Genomic DNA, 16,966 nt, shown 5'->3' with positions numbered 1-16,966 from the left:
AGACTACGGGCAGCGGATGACCTGACCGGCGTAGGTGAGGCCGCCGCCGAAGGCGAACAACAGCACCGGGGCGCCGCTGGGGATCTCACCTCGCTCGACCATCTTCGACAACGCCATCGGGACGCTCGCGGCCGACGTGTTGCCCGACTCCACGATGTCCATCGCCACGGCGGTTCTCTCGGTGAGCCCGAGCCGCTTGACGATCCCGTCGATGATCCGCGTGTTGGCCTGGTGCGGGATGAACGCGGCCAGCTCGGTCGGGTCGATACCGGCCTTCTCGCATGTCTCCCGGGCCAGCGGGGCCAGCGCGGTGGTGGCCCAGCGGAACACCGTCTGACCCTCCTGCGCGACCCGCGGTTTCCAGCCCTCGACCCGGATGGCGTCGCTCTTCTCGGGCACCGAGCCCCAGACGACCGGGCCGATCGCCGGGGTCGCGTCGTCGCTGGCGCTCACCACAGCCGCGCCGGCGCCGTCGGCGAAGATGACGCAGGTGGCGCGGTCCGACCAGTCGATCATCTCGGACATCTTCTCGGCGCCGATGACGATGGCGTTGCGGATCGCCCCGGCGCGGATGCCGTGGTCGATGAGGCCGAGCGCGTACGAGAAACCGGAGCAGGCGGTGTTGACGTCGAACGCCGCCGGGGCGTCGACGCCGAGGTTGCGGGCGACCCGGGTGGCCACGTTCGGGCACCGGTCGGCCGACGAGCAGGTGGCCACGACGATGGTGTCGATGTCGGCGGCGGTCAGCCCCGAGGCCGCGAGCGCTTTGGACGCCGCGGCAGTGGCCATGTCGGCGACGGTCTCGTTCTCGGCGGCGATCCGGCGGCTGGCGATGCCGACCCGGGAAAGGATCCATTCGTCGTTGGTGTCCACCAGCTTCGACAGGTCGTCGTTGGTGACGACCTTGCTCGGCTGGTAGTGACCGAGCGACACGATGCGGCCAGTGGCCATCAGCGGGCACCTCCGAGACGGGCGAGCGGCTGGCCCGGGGCGACCGGGTCGTCGTGGTCGGCGAGCCACTCGGTGAGCGTCCCGGCGCTGTGCGCGACGATGTCCTGCGGACCCTGCCGGGTGATGACCCGGCCGATCCTCTGGCCGTCGCGGATGGCGTCGCCCTCGACCAGCTCCGGGTCAGGGGAGAAGGTGCCGGCGGCCGGGCAGACCACGACCCGGAACTGGGGGGTCGGCTCGTGGCTGGGCGCCGCGCCGTGGCGGGCGATGAGGTCGCGGGCGGCCGGGAGGTCGTCCGGGGTGTTGAGGTTGACCAGCTCGGGGGCGCCGCGCTCCTTGAGCTCCCGCTTGAGCAGGCCGGTCAGGGTGCCGGCGGGGGCCAGCTCGATGACTGCGGTGACGCCGAGATCGGCGAGGTTGCGCATACACAGGTCCCAGCGCACCGGGGCGATGACCTGGCGAACGAGCCGCTGGAGCATCTCCCGGCCGTGGTTGACCGCGCCGCCGTCGGCGTTCGACAACAGGATCCGCGACGGGTCGCTCGGGGTGATGCCGGCCGCCACCGCCGCCAGCGCCCGCTCAGCCGGCGCCATGTACGGGGTGTGGAACGCCCCGGCCACGCTCAACGCGCGGACCCGCGCCCCGGCCGGCAGGTTGTCGGCGAGCTTGGCCAGCGCGTCCACGGCCCCGGCGGCGACGATCTGGCCGGCGCCGTTGCGGTTCGCCGCGTACAGCCCCAGGCCCTCAACAGCGGCAACGACCTCGTCGGGGTCGCCGCCCAGGACGGCTGCCATGCTGGTGGCCTCCAGGGCGCACGCCGCGGCCATCTCTCGACCGCGCACCCCGGCGAGGGTGACCGCCGCGTCCGGGCTGATGACCCCGGCGAGCGCCGCGGCGCCCAGCTCGCCGACGCTGTGGCCGGCGGCCACAGCCACGTCGTAGAGCGGGAGCTGCTCGGCGGCCAGCAGCGCCGCGGCCACCAGCAACGGCTGCGTCTTGGCGGTGTCTCTGATCTCTTCGGCGTCAGCATCCGTGCCGAGGTGGACCAGATTGACCCCGGACAGCGCGGACCACCAACGGAGACGAGCCTCGACCCCGGGCAGCGTGAGCCACGGGGCGAGGAAACCTGGCTTCTGGGCGCCCTGACCGGGCGAGAGTACGGCGAGCACGTCACGAACTCTCCCGGAAAAGACGATCACATGTTGGTGCCGGGAGTCACCAAGTCGCACAGCAGGCTTTGTAGGGTTCCTACAAAGCGACCCGTCCGCGGGATCGAACTGTGTCACGAGTCACGGGATCTTCACGCCGCCGGCTCACCCCTTGATGAGCAGGACATCCTGCAGGTCTCGCAGCGGCGCCTCGGGCGACCCCACCCGGCGGGTCCACGAGCCGTCGCCGGCCAGATCGAACGCCGCCGTCTCATCCGACATCGCCAACGCCAACACCCGATCCAGCTCGCGGGACGCGGTCAGGTCGGTCACCCGCACCAACGCCTCGACCCGCCGGTCGAGATTCCGGTGCATGAGGTCCGCCGAACCGATCCAGATCTCCGTGTCGCCGTTGTTGCCGAACCGGAACACCCGCGAATGCTCCAGGAACCGCCCCAACACCGACACCACCCGGATGTTGTCCGACAGCCCCGGCACCCCGGGCCGCAGCGAACACATGCCACGGATGATGAGATCGACCCGGACGCCCGCCCGCGATGCCCGGTACAGCGCGTCGATGAGGTCCTCGTCCACCAGGGCGTTGACCTTCATCTGGACCAGGCCGTCCTCGCCGTGCTCGATCTCCCGCTCGATCCGCTCCATCAACCCGCGGCGGATCCCGTACGGGGCCACCAGCAGCCGCCGGTACGACCGCTGCCGGCTGTAACCGGTCAGCAGGTTGAACAACTCCGTCAGATCGGCCCCCACCTCCGGGTCGGCCGTCAGCATCCCGAAGTCCTCGTACAACCGGGCTGTCTTCGGGTGGTAGTTGCCGGTGCCGATATGGCAGTACCGGCGCAGCTGGCCGCCCTCGGCCCGCACCACCAACGCTGTCTTGCAGTGCGTCTTGAGCCCCACCAGCCCGTACACCACATGGCAGCCGGCGCGCTCCAGCTTGCGGGCCCAGCCGATGTTCGCCACCTCGTCGAACCGGGCCTTGATCTCCACCAGCACCACCACCTGCTTGCCGGCCTCCGCGGCGTCGACGAGGGCGTCCACGATGGGGGAGTCGCCGCTGGTGCGGTACAGCGTCTGCTTGATGGCCAGAACGTCCGGGTCGGCGGCGGCCTGCTCGACGAAACGCTGCACGCTCGTGTTGAACGAGTGGTAAGGGTGGTGGACCAGAATGTCGCCCTCCCGCAGCGTCGCGAACACGCTGCGCGGGGTTTCGCCGTCCACCAGCCTGGGATGCGTCGCCGGCACGAACGCCGGGTCCTTCAACTCCGGCCGGTCCACGCCGCTGTAGAGCTGCCACAGACACGACAGATCGATGACGCCCGGAACACGCAGGATGTCGTGGGCGTCCATGTCCAACTCGCGGGCCAGCAGGTCAAGCACATGATCCGAAACGTCCGCCGCCACCTCCAACCGCACCGGCGGCCCGAACTTGCGCTGCGCCAACTCCCGCTCCAACGCCTGGAGCAGGTCCTCATCCCGGTCCTCGACGACCTCGAAGTCGGCGTTACGGGTCACCCGGAATAGGTGATGCTCGATCACCTCCATGCCGGCGAACAGCTCGTCCAGGTGGTTGCCGATGAGCTCCTCCAACAGCAGGAACCAGTCCCCGGACTCGCGGCTCACCGGCACCAGCCGGGGCACGTTGTTGGGGACCTTCACCCGCGCGAACAGCTCCGTGCCGCCGTCCGGGTCGCGGATCGTCACCGCGAGATTGAGCGACCGGCTGGAGATGTATGGGAACGGGTGCCCCGGATCGACCGCCAACGGCGTCAGGACCGGGAACACCTTCTCCCGGAAGTAGCCGCGAAGGCCGCGGCGCTCGTCGTCGGTCAGGTCGGCCCAGCGGACCAGATGCACATCCTGGTCGGTCAGCTTCGGGGCAACATCGTCACCGAAGCACCGGGCGTGCCGCTCCACCAGCTCCGCCGTCCGCTCCGCCACCAGCCGTAGCTGTGTCCGCACCGGGGCGCGGTCCCCGCTGCGGACCGGCAGGCCCGCTTGAAGACGACGTTTGAGGCCGGCGATCCGGACCATGAAGAACTCGTCCAGGTTCCCCGCGAAGATCGCCAGGAACTTCGCCCTCTCCAGCAGCGGGGTGGCCGGGTCCTCGGCCAGGGCGAGCACCCGGGCGTTGAAATCCAGCCACGACAGCTCGCGGTTGAGGAAACGGTCAGGCGGCAGCTCAACATCAACAGGGGGCGTCACCCCCACATCATCGCCCGTCTGAGGTGAACAAAACCCAAACGCAGCGTGCAGATCAGGCGCGCGCGGGCATCGTCGGCAATCCGACCCGGGTCACCCGCCCGTCCACGCCGTACGCCAACGCCACCCGCTGACCCGGGCGCAGCAACCGCAGCCCGGAAGCCGCGAAGGCCGACCCGTCGAAGACCACCTCGCTGCCGTCATCGAGCAGCACCGTTCCGCTGCGCTCGTCCGGATCGAAGGTCGCCACTGTGCCCTGCATCCGACCAGGCTAACCCGACACAGCCGAGCCGATCACGGCCTGCGGCGACGCGTGCGTGTCAGCAGCACCGCGCCGCCGACCGCCAGCCCCAGCACGACAACACCGGCGCCGTCGACCAACAGCGTTCGCTGACTCCAGGCCCTTTCGCCGCCGCCCGGCAGGATCTGTGTGCCCTGTGTGGTGGCATCACCTGGGCGGCCGGGCCCGACCGGGTCCGGCGCGGGGTCCAGCGGCGGCACCTCCGCAGTCAACGCCCTGACGGGGTTGACGATGCCGAATCCGTACTCCTCGTCGCGTCCGGCTGGTCCCTTGTCGTCCGCTGTCGACGTCATCCGGTGGACCACCTCGGGAGCCGACAGGTCGGGGTAGCGGGCACGTACCAGAGCGGCCACCCCGGCGACGATCGCGGTGGCGTCGCTCGTCCCGCTCCCGGTCCCGTACCCGCCGCCGGTGCCTCGCGGCCTCGTCGAGGTGATGCCGACCCCCGGGGCGGTCAGCGCGAGCTGCGGGCCAGTGACCGAGAAACCCGCGCGCCGCCCGCTCCGGTCGACCGCGCCGACAGCGACAACTCCGTCGTAGCGCGCCGGGAACCGCACCTGTCGCGACTCTGGTCGGTTCCCTGCCGAAGCGACGAGCAAAACGTCCGCTGCCCGTGCCTCGCGGATTGCGAGTTCGAGGCCGATTCCGCCATGATCTCCAAAGGACATCGAAATTACCTTGGCGCCCTGGCCTGCGGCCCAGCGGATGGCGGTGGGTGTCTCGCCTTTGAAATCTAATCCGCCCCATGTGTGACGGACTGGAAGAACCTTGGCCTTTGGAGCAATACCGAGGACTCCCCCAGCGCCGCCACGGCCACGGCCGGCGATCAGCCCAGTCATGGACGTGCCGTGGCCTCTGCGATCCATGTCACGTCGGACCTCCAAGTCATTTCCACTGGGTTCCCGAAAGTCTTTGCCGGCAAGGATCGCGTCCACCAGATCTGGGTGGTCAGCGTCGACACCGGTGTCAATCACTGCGACAGTCACGCCATCGCCCTGCGACAAGGAGTGTGCCGTTCCTATAGCCAGTGATCTCAAGTGCCATTGGCTGGCTCTTACGGTGTCTGCCGCTGCGCCGGGCAGGCCGCCGATGCAGATGAGGCCGCCAGCCATCAGTGCAGACAGGCCAAACCTTAGGCTAACCAGCAGCGACCTCACTGACCAATTACCTTTCCTGGACCCGGATCGTGCGGTTTAGGCGCTGGCGGTGTATCGATAACCGGCGGGACACCGACCGGACCCTTCCACTGGACGTCGGCAGCTCGATAGGTCGGAGTCGTACCCTCGCCTCGGGCCGGCCGGCCGCCGCCAGCGAGGTTGGTTCCGATCGGAACGCCAGGCGGTTGAACGGCCGTACGCGTTGTACCAGTCGAACTGCCCTGAGCAGCCCCGCCGATGACCCCACCAGGACCGGGCCGTGCCAGTCCCGAACCGGATGCGGGAGGCGCTGGATTCCCACCGCCGATGACCCAACCCGACGGCGGGGCGCTGCGCTTTCCGACCACGCCGGGGTGTGCCGGTTGAAATGGCGTCGTCGGAGACTTCGGAATGAGCGGCCATGCGTGAACACCGGCCGGTGCCAGCGCTGAGGTCGGGCCCGGCCCGCCAATGGCGCTTGGCTGCGCCGCGCCAGCCGACGACGATCCCGCTAAGCCGAATTCCTCTGTCGAGCCTGGTAATCCGGTGCTGGCCGGCGCGCCACTCCCACGCGTCAGCGGAGGAACGGTAATGTCGCCCGGTAGCGATGTGTTGGGAAAGTCGTCGATCGAGTCGACATCTTTCCAACGCATACGTTCCATTTGGGCGAAGCTGGCCGAGTAGTCCCTGACCGCCGCCTCGGCGCGGGCCATCACTTCGCGGGCGCGCTGGTTCAGCGCGTCCTCGGCGCCGTCCCAGGACGCCAATGTCAAGTCTGTTGACTTCTTCCGGTACTCCCGGTGGATGGGCTCCAGTTCCCGTTTCGCTGTCGCCAGGGTTTCCATGACGCCCCACAGCGCGTGGGTGTTCGCCGACGCGGCGACGCCGGCCGCTGTCATGCTCTCGGACAGTTCGTCGAGTCTGGCTACGAAGGCCGCGGCGGCCTCGCTCTCCTGCGGTGGCCATCGTCGGACGATCGCCTCGCGGCAGGCGACGAGTCGGTCGCGTTGCGCCCGGACGGCGTCCGTCACCCGCATCCAGGTGCGGACCTGCTCCCATCCGCGCGGGTCGTCTTCGCCGTGCGCTGATTCGCAGATGGTCGGGACGGTGTAGGCGTTCCAGTTGAGGCATGCGTCAACCGGCGCCGGGCCGGAGCGGACAAGTCCGGACAGCGGGTCGGTCACCAGACCTCCTCTGGCGCGGCGCCACCATCGGTCGCGGTGTCGGGGACCGGCGGGACCCTGTTGAGCGCCCGCGCGAGCTCGCGGCTGACGAGGTCGGCGTTCGCTGCGGCCATCGCGTCGGTGGCGCCGTAGCGCTTGGCCACCGTTTCGGCGGCGGTGGCCATGGCGTCGGCGGCGGCGACGTAGGCGTCGAGGGCGTCGAGGGCGCTGACCAGCGACTGCCGGTAGATCTCCTGGGCTACCTGGACGCCGGGCGCGATGGCCCGTTCCCCGAAGGGCACCCCTTGGCCGAACTGGTTGACGGCCTCGTGCGCGCGGGGCCGCAGGTTGCTGTCGGTTTCGGCGCGGACCTGCCCGGCGAAGTCGGTCAGGCCGTCCAGCTCGACCCGGATTCCCCGGGATGGCGGCGCGCCGCCCTGGTCGACCGGCATGGAATCTCCTCACGACGTCTTGGCTGCCGCGGCGGCGCCGTTGCCACTGGCCGGCGCGTCCACAACCGACACAGCAGTTAGGCAGGGTAGTTCAGTCGCGCCGTCCTGTCCGCCCCGGCGGTGTGGTCTCAGCTCGCGAGTGGTGCGGTGAGTTGGCCTGCGAGCACGGCACGGGTGTGCGGGCCGAGGCCGAGAGCGGCGGCGGCGGCAAGATCGGCGGCGGTGTCGACGTCCAGTCGCAGCCGGGAGGGGGCGGGGGTCAGCGCGACGGCGCCGATGGCCTGGTGCGCCGCGGCCGAGTCGGGCCCGAAGCGGGGTGCCAGGTCGGCGCCGACGGCGGCGGCCAGCAGGGTCGTTCCGGCGCCGGCGGCGTCGGCGACGAACGTCGCGCGTGGTCCGCAGGCGTCGAGCGCCGCGGCCAGGTCGGCGGCCCGCAGCGCGGGTAGGTCCCCGGTCAGTGCCGCGGGTCGGGCGTCGGCGCGGCGGGCGAGGGCACTGCCGTGCCGCAACGCGCCGTTGAGACCGGCGTACTCGGGCTCGGCGACGACAGTGGCGCCGAGCTGGCGCAGAGCGGCCGTGGCGACGGGGTCGTCACAGACGACGAGCACCTCGACATGCCCCAGCGCGGCGGCGACGGTGTCGCACGCCAGCGCCAGCGCCAGCGCGGGCCCGGGGGCGTCGACGGCGCTCCGGAGCCGGCTCTTGGCCGTCGCGAGCCGCTTGAGGGGGACGACAACCATCCAGCGCATGAGCGCATGATGGCTGGTCGGCGGAGGTAGGCGACCGGCGGGTCGGGAGGTTGGGCCCGGCCACCGGGTTTCCGGGGCCCCCACCGACCAGGCATGATTGTGGCCAGCGGGCGCGTTCGACGCGGCCGGGCGCCGGGTCGTTCCCGGCGGCGGCGCGGAGGCCGGAAGGAGATCGGTGGCACGGCGCAGACTGGGCTTCTGGCGCCGCTTGGCGATCGTGCTGGCCAAGCCCGCGTTGTTGCTGCTCACTCGCCGCGTCTGGCGAGGTGCCGAACATCTGCCCGCCGCCGGTGGCGTCATCGTCGTGGCGAACCACGTCTCACACGCGGATCCTCTCATCACGGGTCATTTCGTGTACGAGGCTGGGCGCTGGCCGTGTTTTCTGGGCAAGGCCAGTCTGTTCCGGATGCCGCTGGTGGGTCTGTTGCTGTCCCGGGTAGGTCAGATCCCGGTCGAGCGGGGGTCGGTCAACGCGGCCCGTTCGCTGGAGATGTTGGAAGCGGTCGTGCGCGCTGGCGGCGTCGTGATGATCTATCCAGAGGGCACGACGACCCGGGAGCCTGATCTGTGGCCGATGACCGGCAAGACCGGGGCGGCGCGGCTGGCATTGGCGACCGGGGCGCCGGTGGTTCCGCTGGCCATCTGGGGCCCCCAGCGGATATTCGACCCACGCACCGGGGCGCTGCGGCTGCGGCCACGGACCCCGGTGACCGTGGTGGCTGGACCGCCGATCGATCTCGGTGGGCGTTGTGACGGGGAGCCGAGCAAGGAGACATTGGCGGAGATGACCGACAAGATCATGCTGAGGGTGCGGGACATGCTTGCCGAGATCAGAGCCGAGACGCCGCCGCCGCTGTATCCGAGGCGCCGACGCCCGGCCGGCGCCTCGCCGGTCGTGGATGTCACGCCGCTGGAAGGAGCCGCGTGAAGGCTGCGGTGCTCGGCGCCGGGTCCTGGGGAACCACCGTCGCCAAGATCCTCGCGGACGCGGGGTCGGACGTCGTCGTGTGGGCCCGTCGCGACAGCGTCGCCGCCAACATCAGCCAGCGGCACGTCAACCCCGACTACATCGGCCAGGCCCGGCTACCGGCGCGGGTCAGCGCCACCACCGACGCGGCGGCGGCGATCAGCGGCGCCGAGCTGGTCTTCCTGGCGGTCCCGTCGCAGACGCTGCGCGGAAACCTCGCTGGCTGGACGCCCCACCTCGCCAGCGGCGCCACCATGGTGTCCCTGATGAAGGGCATCGAGCTGGGCACGTCGAAACGGATGAGCGAGGTGATCATCGAGACGGCCGGGGTCGCCGTCGACCGGGTCGCCGTCGTCTCCGGCCCGAACCTCGCGGGGGAGATCCTCGCCGAGCAGCCCACCGCCACCGTCGTGGCCTGCGCCGACATGGACCGGGCCACCGAGGTCCAGAATGCCCTGACCACCCCCTACTTCCGGCCCTACACCAACGACGACGTCGTCGGGTGTGAGCTGGGCGGGGCGGTCAAGAACGTCATCGCGCTCGCCTATGGCGTCGCCACCGCGATGGGCCTGGGCGACAACCTCAAGGCCACCCTCATCACCCGCGGCCTCGCCGAAACCGCCCGGCTCGGCCAGGCGCTCGGCGCCGACCCGTTGACGTTCGCCGGGCTCGCCGGTCTGGGCGATCTGGTCGGCACCTGTTCGTCGCCGCTGTCGCGCAACCGCACCTTCGGCGAGCACCTCGGCCGAGGGGAGACCCTGGAAGAGGCGCAGAAAGCCACCAGGCAGACCGCCGAGGGCGTCAAGAGCTGCCTGGCCATCCGCGACCTGGCCCACGCCCACGGCGTCGAGGTCCCGATCACCGAGCAGGTCGAGCGGGTGTGCCATGAGGGCCTCGACCCCCGGCAGGCGCTGCGGACCCTCATGAGCCGGGACACCAAGGCTGAATGAACGCCTCACTCGGCGACGGGACCCGCTGCGTGTGCACGTCAGGCTGCCCGAACCCGTCCCGGCCAGCCGTTCCTACCCGGGCCGGTCTTCGCCGCGCCGTAACATCTGGACCCGTCCGGCCCGCCGGAGACGGCCGTCTACGCCCGCGCGGAGAACCCCACCCGTGAGCTGTTCGAAGCCGCCGTCGGCGAGTTGGTGGAGGGCGGCTGCGTCGCCCATGCCAGCGGGCTTGGTCGCTGCCGCCCCTTCCCGGCCGCTTTGTCGGGCGCGGGTACGGTGGCTCCATGGCTGAGCCCAAGATCCGTGTCGCGGTGGTGTTCGGTGGCCGTAGCCCCGAGCACGGCATCTCCTGCGTGAGCGCCGGCAGTATCCTGGCCGCGCTCGATCCGGACGAGTTCGAGGCGGTCCCGGTGGGTATCACCCGCGAGGGCCGCTGGGTTCTCGTCGCCGGAGACGCCGGACAACTCGCCATCGCGGACCGTCGGCTCCCGGAGATCACCGACAACTCCGGCGAGCCGGTGATGTTGCCGGCCGACCCGACCCGGGCGGCGCTGCTACCGGCGCCCGACCCGGACGCGGTGGTGGCGCCCGACGCCCCGGCCGTCGCGCTGGCGGTGTCCGGGGTGGACGTGGTCTTCCCCGCGCTGCACGGCGCCTACGGCGAGGACGGCACTATCCAGGGCCTGCTGGAGATGGCCGGCGTCCCCTACGTCGGGGCCGGGGTCTTCGCCTCCGCGGCAGCGATGGACAAGGAGTTCACCAAGAAGCTCGCCGTCGCCGCTGGGATTCCGGTCGGCCCGTACGCGGTGCTGCGCGCCGGCCAGTCGCTGCCGCCAGCCGAGCGGGACCGCCTCGGGTTGCCGGTGTTCGTCAAGCCGTCCCGGGCCGGGTCGTCGTTCGGAATCTCGAAGGTGACCGATTGGGCAGCCTTGGACGCCGCCGTCGCCGCCGCCCGCGCGATCGACACGAAAGTGCTGGTGGAAGCGGCGATCGTCGGCCGGGAGATCGAGTGCGGGGTGCTCGAAGGCGAAGCGGGCGGCGCCCCCGAGGCGTCACCGATCGCCGAGGTGCGGGTGGTCGCGGCCCACGATTTCTACGACTTCGAGGCCAAGTACCTGGACGACTCGTGCGAGTACGACGTCCCCGCGCGGCTGTCCGAGGAGCTCACCCGGCGGGTCCAGGAGCTGGCCTGCCAGGCGTTCGACGCCGTCGACTGCGCGGGCCTGGCCCGGGTGGACTTCTTCGTCACCGACGACGGTCAGGTGCTACTGAACGAGATCAACACGATGCCGGGGTTCACCCCGACGTCGATGTTTCCGCGGATGTGGGCGGCTGCCGGCCTGGAGTACCCGAAGCTCGTGGCCAGGCTGATCCGTTCGCCGCTGAGCCGCTGAGCCGCTGAGCCGCTGAGCCGTGGATGGGCGGATGGGTGGTGAGGGGTCCCGGTGGTCAGCGTGTTGGCCAGGGCGCCCAGTCAGCCGCGACAGCCGAAGGGCACGTTCGCGGTTGGAGGCAGCGCGGCGGCGACGGGTCCGGAGAACTCGATCGCCCACTGGCCGGCGCTGCCGTAGACCGTGGGGATGTGGACCCGCACCGGGATGGTCCGATCGACGGTCGTGAAGTCGATGCCGGTCGGGGTGACGGTCGAGTGCCAGCAGACGCTGTCGAGATTGAACACCAAATCCGTGCCAGGGTAGGTCGGCGCCGTGCCGCCGCAGGCCATCGTGATCGCGGGTTCCCCGTAGGCGGTGCTGGTGGCGTCGGCCCCGACGACCGGACGGCGGGCCAGGTGCCGGATCGCCGGCGGTGTCCGGGCGACGACATCCGCGCAGGCGCGTCGGGTGGCGGCGCCGGTCGGGACGACTGGCATGGTGACCGGGGTGGTCGCCGAGACGCCGGGCGGCGTGCCTGGCTGTCGTGACTCGGCGGCCGGCGCGGGGCTGAGGAGGAGGTAACCGCCGAGGCCGATGGCGAGCGCGGTCGGAACGGCGACCGCCGTGGCCCAGCGCGCCGCGCCACGCGCGATCTCGTCAGCCATCTACAGGTTCACCACGGTGCAGGTCGTGGTGCGGGTGATGCTGGGTATTCGTTGGATCTCGCTGAGGACGAGCTTGCCGAGCGCGTCGAGCGTGTCGGCCTCCGCGACGACGATGACGTCGTACGGTCCGGTGACGACGTCCACTCGGACAACACCGGAAATACCCGAAATAGTTGCTGCAACGTCTTGTGTCTTGCCGATTTCGGTATGAATCAGGATGTATGCCTGGACCACGACAACTCCTCGGTCAGCGCTGGTGGGAGTCCGTAGCTCGACGCTACCGCACCTGACAGACCCGCCAAGGGGGGCGTCGGCGCCGCCGCCGACGACTGCGCGATTCTGGTACGGGGACACGGGCACACCACGATGGGGAGTAACGGATGAGTGTGGCGCACGCGGGGGAGTTCGGGCTGATCGCACGGGTCACCGCCCGGTTGCCGGAAGCGCCGAACACCCTGCTGGGTCCAGGTGACGACGCCGCCGTGGTAACCGCCAGCGACGGTCGGGTCGTCGCCTCGACCGACGTCCTGGTGGAGGGCCGGCACTTCCGGCGCGACTGGTGCTCCGCGGAGGACGTCGGCCACCGCGCCGCCGCCGCCAACCTGGCCGACATCGTCGCCATGGGCGCGCGTCCGACCGCGTTGCTCGTCGCCCTCTGCTCGCCGCCGGACCTGGCGGCCACCTGGGCTGAGGAGCTGGCCGACGGCCTGGCGGCGGAGGCCGTTCTGGTGGGCGCTGGGGTCGTCGGTGGCGACATGTCGGCCAGCCCGACCCTGACGATCGCCGTCACCGCACTGGGTGACCTGGAGGGGCGGGCGCCGGTGCTCCGAACCGGCGCCCGCCCCGGCGACATCGTCGCGGTGGCCGGCCGGATCGGCTACGCCGCGGCCGGCTACACCGTGCTCTCGCGCGGCTTCCGCACCCCGAAACTGCTCGTGGACGCCTACCGCCGCCCGCAGGTGGCGTATCTGGCGGGACCGCGGGCCGCCGTCGCCGGCGCCACGTCCATGATCGATGTCTCGGACGGCCTGCTGGCTGACCTGGGGCACATCGCCCGGGCCAGCTCGGTGGGGATCAACGTCCGGCGGGACGCCTTCGTGGTCCCGGCGCAGATGCGCGACGCCGCCAGCGCCCTGGGCGTCGACCCGATGACCTGGATGCTCGGCGGCGGCGACGACCACGCCTTCGCCGCCACGTTCCCGCCGCATGTCACCCTGCCCGAGGGCTGGCAGGCGGTCGGCGCGGTCACCGAGGGCGCCGACGTGACGGTCGACGGCCGGCCGTACCGGGACGGCCCCGCTGGCTGGGACCATTTTCGCGCCGCCGGGCCGCAGTCGTAGTCTGGCGTGTGTGAGTGAACTGAAGATCGTCGTTGCCCGGTACACCGACCCGGATGCCCAGCTGCTCATCCGGGCGACCCTGCGGGACCTCGGCGAGCGGTACAACAGCAGCGGCGACGAGACGCCGGTGGATCCGACTGAGTTCGATCCGCCGCACGGGGCGTTCCTCGTCGGCTACTTCGGCGCTGACCCGGTGAGCTGCGCCGGCTGGCGCAGCCACGGCGACAACGGGCTCGTCGCTGAGCTGAAGCGCATGTACACCGCTCCCCAGGCCCGCCGTAAGGGCCTTGCCCGTCGGATGCTCGCCGCGGTGGAGGACTCGGCCCGCGAGCACGGCCGGCGGCGGCTGATCCTGGAGACCGGCTCGAAGCAGCCGGAATCGATCGCCATGTACCAGGCGTGTGGGTACGCCGCGATAGACAACTTCGGGTTCTACAAGGAGTACCCGGGTGTTCGTTCCTTCGGGCGTGACCTTCACTGACAGGTCCGGAAACGGGCATCATCCGAACCCGTCCCGCCAGCCGAAGCCGAGCCGTACCGCAAGCAGAGCCAAAGCGACGCAGCGAAAAGCGGCCAGGCCCTCGCGATGAGGAGCCCGGCCGCTTTCGACGCGCTGGTGGACCGCGTCAGGCGCGGACGACCTTGCCGGCCTTGATGCAGGACGTGCAGACCTGCAGCTTCTTGGTAGTGCCGCCGCCGGCAGGCGTACGTACCGACTGGATGTTCGGGTTCCAGCGGCGGTTGGTCTTCTTCTTCGACCACGGCACGTTGTGGCCGAAGCCCGGCCCCTTGCCGCAGACGTCGCACACGCTAGCCACGGGAATCTCCTGAGGTTTAAAGTCATACGTAACCGGTCGGCGTCGTCTCACGGCACAGCCTGAGTCAGCGAGAGCTGATCGCAGCTGGGTTCAGGCTAGGGCATGCAGTGGAGCGCGCCGTCCCGGTCGAGCAACCTCGCCAGGTTACCTGACCGCCGATCTCGGGGACAATCGGACCTGGACCCCGACACGCCGCGCCCTCACCAACGCCGGACGCTAATGCGCCCCTGGCTACGCTGCACCGGTGCCGGACGCCGAGCCGACGGGGGCCCAGATGAGCGAGCAGACCACCCTGGACACTCCGCTGACCGCGCCCCTCGGCGCGAAGACGGCCAAGGCCCTCTCCACCCACCTGGACCTGCACACCGTCGGCGACCTGCTGCGGCACTTCCCCCGCCGGTACGACGAGCGCGGCGAACACACCGACATGAGCCAGCTCGCCGTCGGGGAGGAGGCGACAGTGCTGGCGCAGGTGCGCGGGGCGTCGGCGCGTCCAATGCGGGCCCGCCGCGGCACGATGCTCGAAGTCACCCTCGCCGACGGGGCCGGCGGCGTCCTGTCCTGCACGTTCTTCAACCAGCCCTGGCGTCAGAAGGACCTGACCACCGGCCGGTGGGGCCTATTCGCGGGCAAGGTCACCGAGTACCGGGGCAAACGGCAGCTCAACGGACCTGACTACATCCTGCTGGCCGACTCCGACGACGCCCTCGGCGAGATCGAGGAGTTCGCCGGTGCGCTCATCCCCGTCTACCCGGCGGCGTCCGCCGTCCCGACCTGGACGATCGCCCGCAGCGTCCGCGTCGTCCTGGACACCCTCACCGAGGTCGACGACCCTCTGCCGGCCACCCTGCGCGCCGACCGCAACCTCACCGACCTGCTCACCGCCCTACGGGACATTCACCGCCCGGCCGGCCACCCCGAGCTGGCCCGCGCCCGGCGCCGCCTCAAGTGGGACGAGGCGTTCGCCGTCCAGCTCACCCTGGTCCAACGCAAACACGCCGCCGCGGCCTGGCCGGCCCGGCCCCGTCCAGCCCGCGATGACGGCCTGCTCGGCGCGTTCGACGCCACCCTGCCGTACGAGCTGACCGCGGGTCAGCGGCTCGTCGGGGACCGGATCGCCGCAGACCTGGCCACCGCCCACCCCATGCACCGGCTGCTCCAGGGGGAGGTCGGTTCCGGCAAGACGCTGGTGGCGCTGCGCGCGATGCTCCAGACAGTCGACGCCGGCGGCCAGGCCGCGCTGCTCGCCCCCACCGAGGTCCTGGCTGCCCAGCACCAGCGCAGCATCGCCGAGCTGCTCGGGGCGCTCGGGCGCGCCGGCGAGCTGGACGGCGACCCGCGCGGAACCCGGATCACCCTGGTCACCGGGTCCCTCGGCGCCGCCGCCCGGCGCCGGGCCCTGGCCGAGGTCGCCAGCGGCGAAGCCGGACTGGTCATCGGCACCCACGCCCTGCTCTACGAAGGCGTCGACTTCGCCGACCTGGGACTGGTCGTCGTCGACGAACAGCACCGCTTCGGCGTCGAGCAGCGTGACGCGCTGCGGGCCAAGGCCGAGCAGCCCCCGCACGTCCTGGTCATGACCGCCACCCCGATCCCGCGCACCGTCGCGATGACCGTCTTCGGCGACCTGGAGGTCTCCTCCCTCACGGAGCTGCCGCGCGGGCGCTCGCCCATCGCCACCCACGTCGTCCCAGCCGCCGACAAACCCGCCTACCTGGAACGCGCCTGGCAGCGGGTGTGCGAAGAGGTTGCCGCCGGGCACCAGGCGTACGTGGTCTGCCCCCGCATCGGCGACGCGGCCGCCGACGACGACGCGGCCGCCGACCCCGACGCCCCCGCCGACGAGCCCACCCGCCGGCCGCCCCTGGCCGTCGCCGAAGTGGCGCCGCTGCTCACCGACGGCCCGCTGCACGGTCTACGCGTCGATGTCCTGCACGGCCGGCTCCCCGCCGACGCCAAGGACGCCGTGATGCGCGCCTACTCCGCCGGCGACCTCGATGTCCTGGTCGCCACCACCGTCATCGAGGTCGGCGTCAACGTCCCCAACGCCACCGCCATGGTGGTCCTCGACGCCGACCGTTTCGGCGTCTCCCAACTACACCAGCTCCGCGGACGGGTCGGTCGCGGCTCGGCCCCCGGCCTGTGCCTGCTGGTCACCGAAGCCGACGAGGGAACGCCGGCCCGCGAGCGCCTCGACGCCGTCGCCTCCACCCTGGACGGCTTCCGGCTCGCCGAGCTGGACCTGGAGCAGCGCCGCGAGGGCGACGTGCTCGGCGCGGCCCAGTCCGGGCGGCGCTCGCACCTGCGGATGTTGTCGTTGAAGCGGGACGAGAAGCTCATCGGCGAGGCGCGCGAACAGGCCATCGCCACCCTGGAAGCCGACCCCGAACTGCGTTCTCTGCCAGGTCTCGCCGCCGCCGTCGACGCCCTGGTCGACGCCGACCGCGCCGAGTTCCTGGAGAAGGGCTGACGCGGCCAGCGCGGGCCACATTGGAGGGTACGGGTCGGTATTGTGCGGCAGCTGGGTCAACGACTCCGGTGGAGTGGTGATGTTCTTCCCTGACGGCACGTTCTCGGCATCCGGTCTTGCGGCCTGCGTGGATGAGAGGGGCAACGGGCCGGAGGACTCCGGCGCCGGAGTCTGGGAGATGGACGGCCCCGAGTCGTTCACGCCGTATCAGAATCTGTGGTTGGAGTTTGGCGGCACAGGCGCTCCGGACCGGATGAACGTCA

General features: G+C 71.0%; 16 protein-coding genes and 2 pseudogenes. 7 read left to right on the top strand and 11 right to left on the bottom strand.

Going from position 1 to position 16,966, the window contains the following annotated elements; all coding sequences use genetic code 11:
• Window positions 1–3 precede the first annotated feature (3 nt).
• From ABD287_RS03905 to cofC, 8 genes and pseudogenes are all read right to left on the bottom strand, one after another.
• Window positions 4–951 (bottom strand): beta-ketoacyl-ACP synthase III, encoded by a 948-nt coding sequence (locus ABD287_RS03905; protein ID WP_344168308.1) that lies wholly within the window; start codon window positions 949–951, stop codon window positions 4–6.
• A complete protein-coding gene (locus ABD287_RS03900; RefSeq protein WP_344168305.1) occupies window positions 951–2,120 on the bottom strand; it encodes an acyltransferase domain-containing protein in 1,170 nt (389 codons plus the stop codon). Before ABD287_RS03900 ends, ABD287_RS03905 begins: the two co-directional genes overlap by 1 nt.
• A gap of 144 nt (window positions 2,121–2,264) precedes the next feature.
• Window positions 2,265–4,346, bottom strand: a pseudogene (locus ABD287_RS03895) (RNA degradosome polyphosphate kinase); the annotation flags it as partial.
• A 28-nt stretch (window positions 4,347–4,374) separates the two neighbouring features.
• On the bottom strand, window positions 4,375–4,581 hold the full coding sequence (locus tag ABD287_RS03890) for a cold-shock protein (protein WP_344168302.1): 207 nt from the start codon (window positions 4,579–4,581) through the stop codon (window positions 4,375–4,377).
• Window positions 4,582–4,613: 32 nt separating this feature from the next.
• Entirely contained in the window at window positions 4,614–5,732 is a 1,119-nt protein-coding gene (locus ABD287_RS03885) for a S8 family serine peptidase (protein ID WP_344168586.1), read from the bottom strand.
• 41 nt (window positions 5,733–5,773) lie between these two features.
• Complete coding sequence (locus ABD287_RS03880) at window positions 5,774–6,940, bottom strand: hypothetical protein (protein ID WP_344168299.1); 1,167 nt, start codon at window positions 6,938–6,940, stop codon at window positions 5,774–5,776.
• Window positions 6,937–7,371 carry a hypothetical protein gene (locus ABD287_RS03875; RefSeq protein ID WP_344168297.1) on the bottom strand — a complete coding sequence of 145 codons (435 nt, stop codon included), beginning with the start codon at window positions 7,369–7,371 and terminating at the stop codon, window positions 6,937–6,939. The genes ABD287_RS03880 and ABD287_RS03875 overlap by 4 nt, the downstream gene beginning before the upstream one ends.
• A 128-nt stretch (window positions 7,372–7,499) precedes the next feature.
• Window positions 7,500–8,120: a 2-phospho-L-lactate guanylyltransferase gene (gene cofC, locus ABD287_RS03870; protein ID WP_344168294.1), complete on the bottom strand. Its 621-nt coding sequence runs from the start codon at window positions 8,118–8,120 to the stop codon at window positions 7,500–7,502.
• Between the two features lie 175 nt (window positions 8,121–8,295).
• Here cofC and ABD287_RS03865 point away from each other — a divergent pair, with 175 nt between their 5' ends.
• The 4 genes and pseudogenes from ABD287_RS03865 to ABD287_RS03850 all read left to right on the top strand — a co-directional run bounded on the left by ABD287_RS03865 (window position 8,296) and on the right by ABD287_RS03850 (window position 11,431).
• Window positions 8,296–9,048: a lysophospholipid acyltransferase family protein gene (locus ABD287_RS03865; protein ID WP_344168291.1), complete on the top strand. Its 753-nt coding sequence runs from the start codon at window positions 8,296–8,298 to the stop codon at window positions 9,046–9,048.
• Window positions 9,045–10,037, top strand: a complete 993-nt coding sequence (locus ABD287_RS03860) for an NAD(P)H-dependent glycerol-3-phosphate dehydrogenase (RefSeq protein ID WP_344168288.1) — start codon at window positions 9,045–9,047, stop codon at window positions 10,035–10,037. The genes ABD287_RS03865 and ABD287_RS03860 overlap by 4 nt, the downstream gene beginning before the upstream one ends.
• Window positions 10,034–10,265: pseudogene (locus tag ABD287_RS03855) on the top strand (cystathionine gamma-lyase); the annotation flags it as partial. The gene ABD287_RS03860 and the pseudogene ABD287_RS03855, both read left to right, overlap by 4 nt.
• A 56-nt stretch (window positions 10,266–10,321) precedes the next feature.
• Window positions 10,322–11,431 carry a D-alanine--D-alanine ligase family protein gene (locus ABD287_RS03850; RefSeq protein ID WP_344168285.1) on the top strand — a complete coding sequence of 370 codons (1,110 nt, stop codon included), beginning with the start codon at window positions 10,322–10,324 and terminating at the stop codon, window positions 11,429–11,431.
• An 80-nt stretch (window positions 11,432–11,511) separates the two neighbouring features.
• Here the strand turns inward: ABD287_RS03850 and ABD287_RS03845 are convergent, their stop codons facing one another.
• The gene (locus ABD287_RS03845) at window positions 11,512–12,075 is read right to left on the bottom strand and encodes a DUF3515 family protein (RefSeq protein ID WP_344168282.1); all 564 of its coding nucleotides are present in this window, start codon (window positions 12,073–12,075) and stop codon (window positions 11,512–11,514) included.
• Window positions 12,076–12,309, bottom strand: a complete 234-nt coding sequence (locus tag ABD287_RS03840; protein ID WP_344168279.1) for an Lrp/AsnC family transcriptional regulator — start codon at window positions 12,307–12,309, stop codon at window positions 12,076–12,078.
• Window positions 12,310–12,455: 146 nt separating this feature from the next.
• On the opposite strand from ABD287_RS03840, the gene ABD287_RS03835 reads away from it, so the two are divergent.
• The gene (locus ABD287_RS03835; RefSeq protein ID WP_344168276.1) at window positions 12,456–13,415 is read left to right on the top strand and encodes a thiamine-phosphate kinase; all 960 of its coding nucleotides are present in this window, start codon (window positions 12,456–12,458) and stop codon (window positions 13,413–13,415) included.
• A 10-nt stretch (window positions 13,416–13,425) separates the two neighbouring features.
• The gene (locus tag ABD287_RS03830) at window positions 13,426–13,896 is read left to right on the top strand and encodes a GNAT family N-acetyltransferase (protein WP_344168273.1); all 471 of its coding nucleotides are present in this window, start codon (window positions 13,426–13,428) and stop codon (window positions 13,894–13,896) included.
• A 145-nt stretch (window positions 13,897–14,041) separates the two neighbouring features.
• Here ABD287_RS03830 and rpmB read toward each other — a convergent pair whose 3' ends face one another.
• Complete coding sequence (gene rpmB, locus ABD287_RS03825; RefSeq protein ID WP_106316350.1) at window positions 14,042–14,233, bottom strand: 50S ribosomal protein L28; 192 nt, start codon at window positions 14,231–14,233, stop codon at window positions 14,042–14,044.
• A gap of 274 nt (window positions 14,234–14,507) precedes the next feature.
• On the opposite strand from rpmB, the gene recG reads away from it, so the two are divergent.
• Window positions 14,508–16,703, top strand: coding sequence for an ATP-dependent DNA helicase RecG (recG, locus tag ABD287_RS03820; RefSeq protein WP_344168583.1), 2,196 nt, complete (start codon window positions 14,508–14,510; stop codon window positions 16,701–16,703).
• Window positions 16,704–16,966 lie beyond the last annotated feature (263 nt).

The organism is Pilimelia columellifera subsp. columellifera (genome assembly GCF_039532605.1).
Taxonomy (GTDB): Bacteria; Actinomycetota; Actinomycetes; order Mycobacteriales; family Micromonosporaceae; genus Pilimelia; species Pilimelia columellifera.
Note: the sequence above shows the minus strand (reverse complement) of the source record. Positions and strands in the feature narration are given on the sequence as shown.

Bases quoted from the DNA above. Each gene is read 5' to 3' on its own strand.
- recG (WP_344168583.1), top strand. From the start codon at position 14,508: ATGAGCGAGCAGACCACCCTGGACACTCCGCTGACCGCGCCCCTCGGC.
- ABD287_RS03845 (WP_344168282.1), bottom strand. From the start codon at position 12,075: ATGGCTGACGAGATCGCGCGTGGCGCGGCGCGCTGGGCCACGGCGGTC.
- ABD287_RS03890 (WP_344168302.1), bottom strand. From the start codon at position 4,581: ATGCAGGGCACAGTGGCGACCTTCGATCCGGACGAGCGCAGCGGAACG.
- ABD287_RS03905 (WP_344168308.1), bottom strand. From the start codon at position 951: ATGGCCACTGGCCGCATCGTGTCGCTCGGTCACTACCAGCCGAGCAAG.
- ABD287_RS03885 (WP_344168586.1), bottom strand. From the start codon at position 5,732: ATGGCTGGCGGCCTCATCTGCATCGGCGGCCTGCCCGGCGCAGCGGCA.
- ABD287_RS03835 (WP_344168276.1), top strand. From the start codon at position 12,456: ATGAGTGTGGCGCACGCGGGGGAGTTCGGGCTGATCGCACGGGTCACC.
- cofC (WP_344168294.1), bottom strand. From the start codon at position 8,120: ATGCGCTGGATGGTTGTCGTCCCCCTCAAGCGGCTCGCGACGGCCAAG.
- ABD287_RS03875 (WP_344168297.1), bottom strand. From the start codon at position 7,371: ATGCCGGTCGACCAGGGCGGCGCGCCGCCATCCCGGGGAATCCGGGTC.
- ABD287_RS03850 (WP_344168285.1), top strand. From the start codon at position 10,322: ATGGCTGAGCCCAAGATCCGTGTCGCGGTGGTGTTCGGTGGCCGTAGC.